Annotated in this window: 5 protein-coding genes and 1 pseudogene; 4 read left to right on the forward strand and 2 right to left on the reverse strand. The window is 77.0% G+C overall.

Annotation, left to right across the window (positions count from 1 at the left end):
* On the forward strand, window positions 1-1,394 hold a 1,394-nt coding region (gene menD / locus AC529_RS15790), incomplete at its 5' end, for a 2-succinyl-5-enolpyruvyl-6-hydroxy-3-cyclohexene-1-carboxylic-acid synthase (RefSeq protein ID WP_083948329.1).
* A gap of 88 nt (window positions 1,395-1,482) precedes the next feature.
* On the forward strand, window positions 1,483-2,400 hold the full coding sequence (locus tag AC529_RS15795; protein WP_068758094.1) for a universal stress protein: 918 nt from the start codon (window positions 1,483-1,485) through the stop codon (window positions 2,398-2,400).
* 20 nt (window positions 2,401-2,420) lie between these two features.
* On the opposite strand, the pseudogene AC529_RS15800 reads toward AC529_RS15795, so the two are convergent.
* Window positions 2,421-3,643 (reverse strand): annotated as a pseudogene (locus tag AC529_RS15800) (isochorismate synthase).
* 177 nt (window positions 3,644-3,820) lie between these two features.
* Here AC529_RS15800 and AC529_RS15805 point away from each other — a divergent pair.
* Together AC529_RS15805 and AC529_RS15810 are read left to right on the forward strand one after the other, a co-directional pair.
* Window positions 3,821-5,452, forward strand: coding sequence for a glycoside hydrolase family 10 protein (locus tag AC529_RS15805; RefSeq protein WP_198156453.1), 1,632 nt, complete (start codon window positions 3,821-3,823; stop codon window positions 5,450-5,452).
* Between the two features lie 143 nt (window positions 5,453-5,595).
* On the forward strand, window positions 5,596-5,883 hold the full coding sequence (locus AC529_RS15810) for a DUF3040 domain-containing protein (RefSeq protein WP_068758096.1): 288 nt from the start codon (window positions 5,596-5,598) through the stop codon (window positions 5,881-5,883).
* A 38-nt stretch (window positions 5,884-5,921) separates the two neighbouring features.
* Here the strand turns inward: AC529_RS15810 and AC529_RS15815 are convergent.
* The coding region (locus AC529_RS15815) for a penicillin-binding transpeptidase domain-containing protein (protein ID WP_083948331.1) at window positions 5,922-7,514 on the reverse strand (1,593 nt) is incomplete at its 5' end.

Consider the following 7,514-nt stretch of genomic DNA (forward strand, 5'->3'; position numbering starts at 1 on the left):
GGGTGCCGCTGCTGGTGCTCACCGCCGACCGGCCCCCCGAGCTGCGGGGGACCGGCGCCAACCAGACGGTGGACCAGATCGGCCTGTACGGCCCGGCGGTGCGGTTCTTCACCGAGGTGGGCGTGCCCGAGCCCGAGGCCGGCATGGTCGCCTACTGGCGGTCGCTGGCCTGCCGGGCCTGGGCGGCGGCCCAGGGGGCGCGGCCCGGACCGGTCCACCTCAACCTGGCGTTCCGCGAGCCGCTGGTGCCCGAGGAGGACGGCCGGCCCTGGCCCGAGCCCCTGGAGGGGCGGCCCGGGCAGCGGCCGTGGATCGACGTGGCCCCGCGGCCCCACGAGCCCGAACCGGTGGAGCTGCCCGCGGTGGAGCGCGGCGTCGTCGTGTGCGGCGACGGTGACTACGACCCGGTGCCGCTGCTGGCCCTGTCGGCCCGGACGGGGTGGCCGCTGCTGGCCGAGCCCACCTCCAACGCCCGCCGCACCGGCGCGCTCTGCGGCTACCGGCAACTGCTGGCGGTGCCCGAGTTCGTCGCCGCCCACGAACCCGAGCTGGTGGTGAGCGTGGGCCGCCCAGGGCTGTCCCGGCAACTGCTGGCCTACCTGCGCCGCGCCGCGCGGCACGTGGTGGTGGGCGACCCGGCGGCGTTCGCCGACCCGGTGCGCACCGCCACCGACGTGGTCGGCGCGGTCGCCGCGCCGCGCTCGGCGGACCCCGACACCGCGTGGGCCGCGTCGTGGGCGCGGGCCGAGGCCGCCGCCCGGGCCGCCGCCGACCGGCTGCTCGACGCCGAGGAGGCGCTGACGGAGCTGCGGCTGGCCCGCGACCTGGCCGCCCACCTGCCGGCCGGGTCGCTGCTGTTCGCCGGGTCCAGCATGCCGATCCGCGACCTGGACGCGGTGATGCGGCCGCGCTGCGGGCTGCGCCTGGTCGGCAACCGGGGGGTCAGCGGCATCGACGGCACCGTCTCCACCGCCGTGGGCGCGGCCCTGGCCCACCAGGCCGACGGCGGGGGAGAGGCGTTCGCGCTGCTGGGCGACCTGGCGCTGCTGCACGACCAGAACGGGCTGCTGCTGGGGCCGCAGGAGCCCCGGCCGGACCTGGCGGTCGTGGTGGTCAACAACGACGGCGGCGGCATCTTCTCCGGGCTGGAGCAGGCCGGGCACCCCGACTTCGAGCGGGTGTTCGGCACCCCGCACGGCGTGTCCGTGGAGCAGGTCGCGGCCGTCGCGGACCTGCCCTACACGCACCTGGAGTGGGCCGCCGACCTGCCCAAGGCCCTGCTGGGCGAGGGGCTGCGGCTGGTGGAGGTGCGCACCGACCGCGCCGCCTCGGCCCGCCTGCGCCGCGCCCTGCAGGACGCGGTGGCCGAGGCGGTGGCCGACACGGTGCGCTGAGCACGCCCCCGCGGAGCCGACCGCGCGCTCCGCCGGGGCGGGCCGGGGTAGAAAAGAGCGCGGGCATCCGAGCAGCGAGGAGGGGCGCATGGCGGACCGGGAGACCGCGGGGACGGTCGTGGCGGGCGTGGACGGCTCGGAGGGCAGCCTGCACGCCCTGGACTGGGCCGTGGACGCCGCCGCGGGGCGCGGGGCGGTGCTGCGACTGGTGTACGCGATGGGCCTGCCGCTGGTGACCGCCCCGCTGGGCGGGCCGATCCGGACGGTGCCCTCCCAGGAGGTCTCCGACGCGGCCGCCACGCTGCTGGGCCAGGCGCTGCGCCGGGTGCAGGCCGCCGCCCCCAGCCTGCGCGCCGTCACCGAGGTCTCCCGCGCCGAGGCGCACCACGCGCTGCTGCGGGCCGCCGAGGACGCCGACCTGGTCGTGGTGGGCTCGCGCGGCCTCGGCGGGGTCCGGTCGATCCTCCTCGGCTCGGTCGCCCAGCGGATCGCCGCCCAGGCGCCCTGCCCGGTCGTGGTGGTCCCGCCGCCCACCGGACGGGAGCCCGCGGCACGGCGCGGCCGCGTCGTGGTGGGCGTGGACGGCTCCGCGCACGCCGCCGCCGCGCTGCGGTTCGCGCTGGTCGAGGCCGAGCGGCTGCGCGCCGAACTGGTCGCCGTGTCCGCCTGGCAGACGCCCGACTCGCCCCTGGGCCCGCTGCCCGCGCCGGCGGCCGACGGCGGGACCGACCGGACGCGCCAGGTCGAACGCATCCGCGAGTGGCTGCTGCGGACGGTCGACGAGGCCCGCACCCCGCTGACCCGGCGGGTCCCGGTCCGCGCCGAGGCGCCCGAGGCGCACCCGGCGGCGGCCCTGCTGGACGAGGGGGCCGACGCCGACCTGGTCGTGGTGGGCTCGCGCGGCCGCGGCGGGATCGCGGGGATGCTGCTGGGCTCGGTCAGCCGGTCGGTGCTGCACCACGCCGCGGTGCCCGTCGCCGTCGTGCACCTGGCCGGGGACGGCTGAGCGGCCCGCGCCGCCGCGGGTCAGCCGTCGGTGAGGGCGGCGCGCATCGCGCGGAACTTCGCGGCGGTCTCGGCCAGCTCCGCGCGCGGGTCGGAGTCGGCGACCACCCCGCCCCCGGCGAACAGGCGGGCGCGCGCGCCGTCGATCTGCGCGCAGCGCAGCGCGATCCCCCACTCCCCGTTGCCGCGGGAGTCCAGCCAGCCCACCGGGCCGGCGTAGCGGCCGCGGCGCATGCCCTCCAGCTCGCCGATGACGTCCATCGCCAGCGGGGTGGGGGTGCCGCCCACCGCGGCCGTGGGGTGCAGGGCCGCCAGGACGTGCAGGGTCGACACCCGCGGGTGCAGCTTTGCGCGCACCGGGGTGGCCAGGTGCTGCACGTTGGCCAGGCGCAGCAGCTCGGGCCGGGCGGGCACGTCCAGGCCGGAGCAGAACGGCTCCAGCGACGCACGCAGCGACTCCACCGCATAGGCGTGCTCCTCGGCGTCCTTGGCCGAGCCGAGCAGGGCCGCGGCCAGGGCGGCGTCCTGGCCGCGGGTGGCGCCCCGCGGCGCGGTCCCGGCCAGCACCAGCGACTCCACGCGGTCCCCGGTGCGCCGCAGCAGCAGTTCGGGGGTGGCCCCGGTGAGCCCGGCCACCGTGTAGGCGTAGCAGTCCGGGTAGTCGCGGGCCAGGCGCAGCAGTGGGGTGCGCACGTCGACGGGCCGCTCGGCCTCGGCCACCACGTCGCGGGCCAGCACCACCTTGGCCAGGGAGGTGGTGCGGATGCGCTCCACCGCCTCGGCCACCGCCGCGGTCCAGTCGTCCTCGCCGACCGTGCCCGCCGACCAGCGCAGCGCGCCCACCGGCCGGGGCGGCGGCGCGGGGGCCAGCGGGTCCGCCGCCCCGCCACGACCGTCAGCCAGGAGCGCCCGCCGCGCCGCCCCACCACCACGCGCGGCAGGACCAGGGTGGACCCGGGGTCGCGGCCGTCGAAGGTGAAGGAGCCGAACACCACGGGGCCGGTGCCGGGCTGGTCCACCTCGTCGTGCACGGTGGCGTCCGCGAGCAGCGACTCCAGCCACGCGGCGGCCGCCGCGAACCGCTCGCCGCCGGACCGCTCGCGTTCGGCGGGCAGCTCCAGCCGCGCCGCGGTCCCCCACGCCACCAGTCCCTCGCCGCGCCGCACCCACGCCAGCGGGGCGGCGGGGGGCAGCAGGTCGAGCAGGGGGCGTCCCGCGGGCAGCGCCACGGTGCGCACGGTCATGCGGTCACAGGAGGTCGCAGGGATCACGAGGTAGGAGTCTATGCGCAGGCCCCGGGCGGGCAGCACGGCCCCGGCCGCAGCGGCGCCGAAACGGCCCCGGGGGCTCTTCGGGGGGTCTAGGCTGGCCGACGGCGGTCCGGTTCCCTAGAGGTGGACGAGCGGGGGTGCGCGGATGGGATGGTCGGCCCGGGGGGTCGCCGTGGCGGTGCTGGTGTCGGTGACGGCCGCGTGCGCGTCGGTGCCCGACGGGGGCGCCCGGTCGCGCCCGGCCCGGCCGGCAGCGCGGGCACGGAGGCGCCGGGGGCGGCGCCGTCGGCCCCGCACCCGACGGGCACGGCGGCGGCCGAGCCGGTCCCCGAGGACTGCGAGACCTCCGCCGCCTACCCCAAGCGGCAGATGCGCGGCGTGTGGATCGCCACGGTGCGCAACATCGACTGGCCCTCCAAGCCCGGCCTGAGCGTCCGCGAACAGCAGGAGGAGCTCACCGCGCAACTGGACCGCGCCGTCGAGCTGGGCCTGAACGCCGTGTTCTTCCACGTGCGGCCCACCGCCGACGCCGTCTACGCCTCCGAGCTGGAGCCGTGGGCCCGCTACCTGACCGGCCGGCAGGGCGGCGACCCCGGCTACGACCCGCTGGAGTTCGCCGTCGCCCAGGCGCACGAGCGCGGACTGGAGCTGCACGCCTGGTTCAACCCCTACCGGGTCGGCCGCCAGGAGGCCGACCTGGACCACCTGGTCGACGACCACCCGGTGCGGCGCCACCCCGACTGGCTGATCACCTACGACGGCCAGGGCTACCTCGACCCCGGCAACCCCGAGGCCCGCGAGTGGGTCGTCGACGTGGTCGCCGACGTCGTGGAGCGCTACGACGTCGACGGCGTCCACTTCGACGACTACTTCTACCCCTACCCGGCCCAGGGCGAGGCCTTCGACGACGACGCCAGCTGGCAGGCCCACGGGGACGGCTTCGCCGACCGCGCCGCCTGGCGGCGCGACAACGTCAACCAGTTGATCCGCCAGGTGCACGAACGGGTCGAGCAGACCAAGCCGTGGGTGCGCTTCGGGGTGAGCCCGTTCGGGATCTGGCGCAACCGCAGCAGCGACCCGTCGGGGTCGGACACCAGCGGGCTACAGTCCTACGACGCCCTGCACGCCGACACCCGCGCCTGGATCCGGGAGGGCTGGATCGACTACGTGGTGCCGCAGTTGTACTGGCCGCAGGGCTTCGCCGCCGCCGACTACGCCGAGCTCGCGCCGTGGTGGGCCGAGGAGGTGGCGGGCACCGGCGTGGACCTGTACATCGGACAGGCCGCCTACCGGGTGGGCGAGGACGGCTGGAAGGGCGCGGACGCGCTGTCGCGGCAGCTCGACTTCAACACCGCCCACCCCGAGATCACCGGCGACGTCTACTTCTCGATGAAGGACCTGGACGGCCGGGCGCGCCAGGCCGTGGAGCGGGTGGCCGCCGACCACTACACGCGTCCGGCGCTGCCCCCGGTGGCCGACGACGCGCAGGGGGCGCCCGCGCCGGTGGCGGGCCTGACCGCCGAGGCCGACGCCGAGGGGGTGACGCTGAGCTGGACGGGGGCGGACGACGCCCGGGCCTACGCGGTCTACCGGGTGCCCGCCGACGCCGACGCCTGCGCGCTGGCCGACGCCGAGCACCTGGTGGCCGTCGTCGGGGGCGGCCGGGACTCCTACCGCGACGCCCACACCGGCTCCGGGGCGGTGCGCTACCACGTGACCGTGCTGGACGCCTTCCGGGTGGAGAGCGCGCCCGGGGAGGGCGTCGTGGTGGACCGGGGGTGAGCCAACACCAACCTTTCGGTTAGGCCCGGGCGCGAGAGGCCGGGTATCGCCTGTAGCCGAACGGGGAGAAACTGGGTAGCGGGGGCAGAGTCGCAGACGCGCACCGGTGCTGGCTTCCCGGTCGGTGTAAGGAGAGGCGCCACATGGCTTTGCGAGAGAACGAGAGACGGATTCTGGCCGAGATCGAGGACCAGCTCAGCGCTGACGATCCCGCGCTCGCCGAGGTGCTGTCCTCCTTCGACGTGGACGACTACGTCGCACCCGACGAGGCCGCGGAGGCGTGGAAGCCCTGGGCGGTGTGCGGCGCGATCGCGCTGGTGGTGGTGGGACTGCTGGTGGCGCTGTTCGTGGCGGTGCCCGGGGCCGACGCCCAGCAGGAGTCCGCGCCCGCCGCCCGCCCGGTCGGCGGGACGCAGACGGTCTCGCCCTGACCGCGGGGGTTCCCCGGACGGGGAGCCCCCGCGGCCGGTCACAGCCCCTCGAGGAAGCGCCGGGCCAGCGGCGCGGCGGCCTTCGCCCCGCTCTGGCCGTCCTCGACGATCACCGCGAAGGCCACGTCGCCCTCGAAGCCCACGAACCAGCCGTGCGCGGACATCTCCTCCCCCTCGACGTAGGCGCCGTACTCGGCGGTGCCGGTCTTGCCGTGCACCTCTCCGGTGAAGCCGACGTCCTTGGCGGTGCCGCTGGTGACCACCGCGCGCATCATGGCGCGCAGCCGGTCGGCGTCGGCGACCGGGGCGGGCTCGGGCAGGCCGGCCGGGGCGGGGTCGGTGACCAGCACCGGCGGGCGCCAGTTCCCGTCGGCCACCGCGGCCGGGACGGTGGCCATGTGCAGCGGCGAGGTGAGCACCTGCCCCTGGCCGATGCTCGCGGCGGCCAGCGCGGTCGCGCCGTCCGGGGTGGGGAAGGACGGCGAGAGGGCGGGCACGCCCAGGTCGAGGTCGCGGTTGAAGCCGTACCTCTCGGCGGCGGCGGTCAGCGACGCCCCGTCCAGCCGGTCGGCGACCTCGGAGATCAGCGCGGTGTTGCAGGAGGTCGCGAACGCCTCGGTGACGCTCTGGGCGCCGTAGGCGGCGTCTCCGGCGTTCTTGAACGTCCAGCCCCCCACGTCGACGGTCTCGGCGCAGTCCAGGGCGGCGTCGGGGGACAGCCCCGCGCCGAACAGCGCGTCGTAGGAGATGATCTTGAAGGTCGAGCCGGGCGCGTACTGGCCCTCCAGGGCGCGGTTGAACCCGCCGGGGACGTTGGCCACGGCCAGGACCTCGCCGGTGGAGGGGCGGATCGCGACCAGGGCGGTCGCCTTGTCCTGTCCGATGATCGCGGCGGCCGCGGCCTGCTGGACCTCCAGGTCGATGGAGAGGGTGACGTCCTGGCCGGGGGTGCCCTCCAGGGTGGCGACGACCGCCGGGTCGTCCGGCTCCGCGGCGGGTTCCGCGCCCTCCTCGACCACCTGGATCACGGTGGTGGGGGTGCCCGCCAGGCGCTCCTGGTGGGAGCGCTGGATGCCGCTCCTGCCCACCGGGTCGCCCTCGCGGTAGGCGGGGCCCAGCTCCGCCACGTCGTCGGCGGTGGCGGGGCCGACCTCGCCGACGATCATCTGGATCGACCCGGAGACGTCGGGGGTGTCCACCGGGGTGCCGTCGGCGGCCCGGACCCGGCCGCGCTCCCCCCACACGTCGGAGCGCGCCAGGACCTGGCCGGGGCCGAGCGCGGGGTGCAGCGCGGCGGGGCTGAAGTCGACCTTCCACTCCCCGTCGACGCGCAGCAGCGGCAGCTCGCCCTCGTAGCTCCACGTCCCGGTGCCGCTGAGGTCCAGGGCCGCGGTGAACGGGACGGTGGCCTGCCCGCCGTCCACCACGGCCTCGCCCGTGGTCACCTCGACCGACTCCACGCCCAGGTTCTCGGCCACCGCGGTGTGCAGTTCGGCGGCCTGCCCCGTGGTGGACAGCGGGTCCAGGGAGGCGTAGTCGCCGGAGGTCCAGGCGGCCACGTAGGCGGCCACGGTGCCCTCGGGGCCGGGGCGGGAGAGCAGGTACCAGGAGACGCCCCCGCCGACGAGGGC

This window comes from Thermobifida cellulosilytica TB100, from assembly GCF_001517975.1.
GTDB lineage: Bacteria > Actinomycetota > Actinomycetes > Streptosporangiales > Streptosporangiaceae > Thermobifida > Thermobifida cellulosilytica.

Excerpts from the sequence above, each read along its gene's own strand:
- AC529_RS15795 (WP_068758094.1), top strand. The coding sequence starts at position 1,483 with ATGGCGGACCGGGAGACCGCGGGGACGGTCGTGGCGGGCGTGGACGGC.
- AC529_RS15805 (WP_198156453.1), top strand. The coding sequence starts at position 3,821 with ATGGTCGGCCCGGGGGGTCGCCGTGGCGGTGCTGGTGTCGGTGACGGC.
- AC529_RS15810 (WP_068758096.1), top strand. The coding sequence starts at position 5,596 with ATGGCTTTGCGAGAGAACGAGAGACGGATTCTGGCCGAGATCGAGGAC.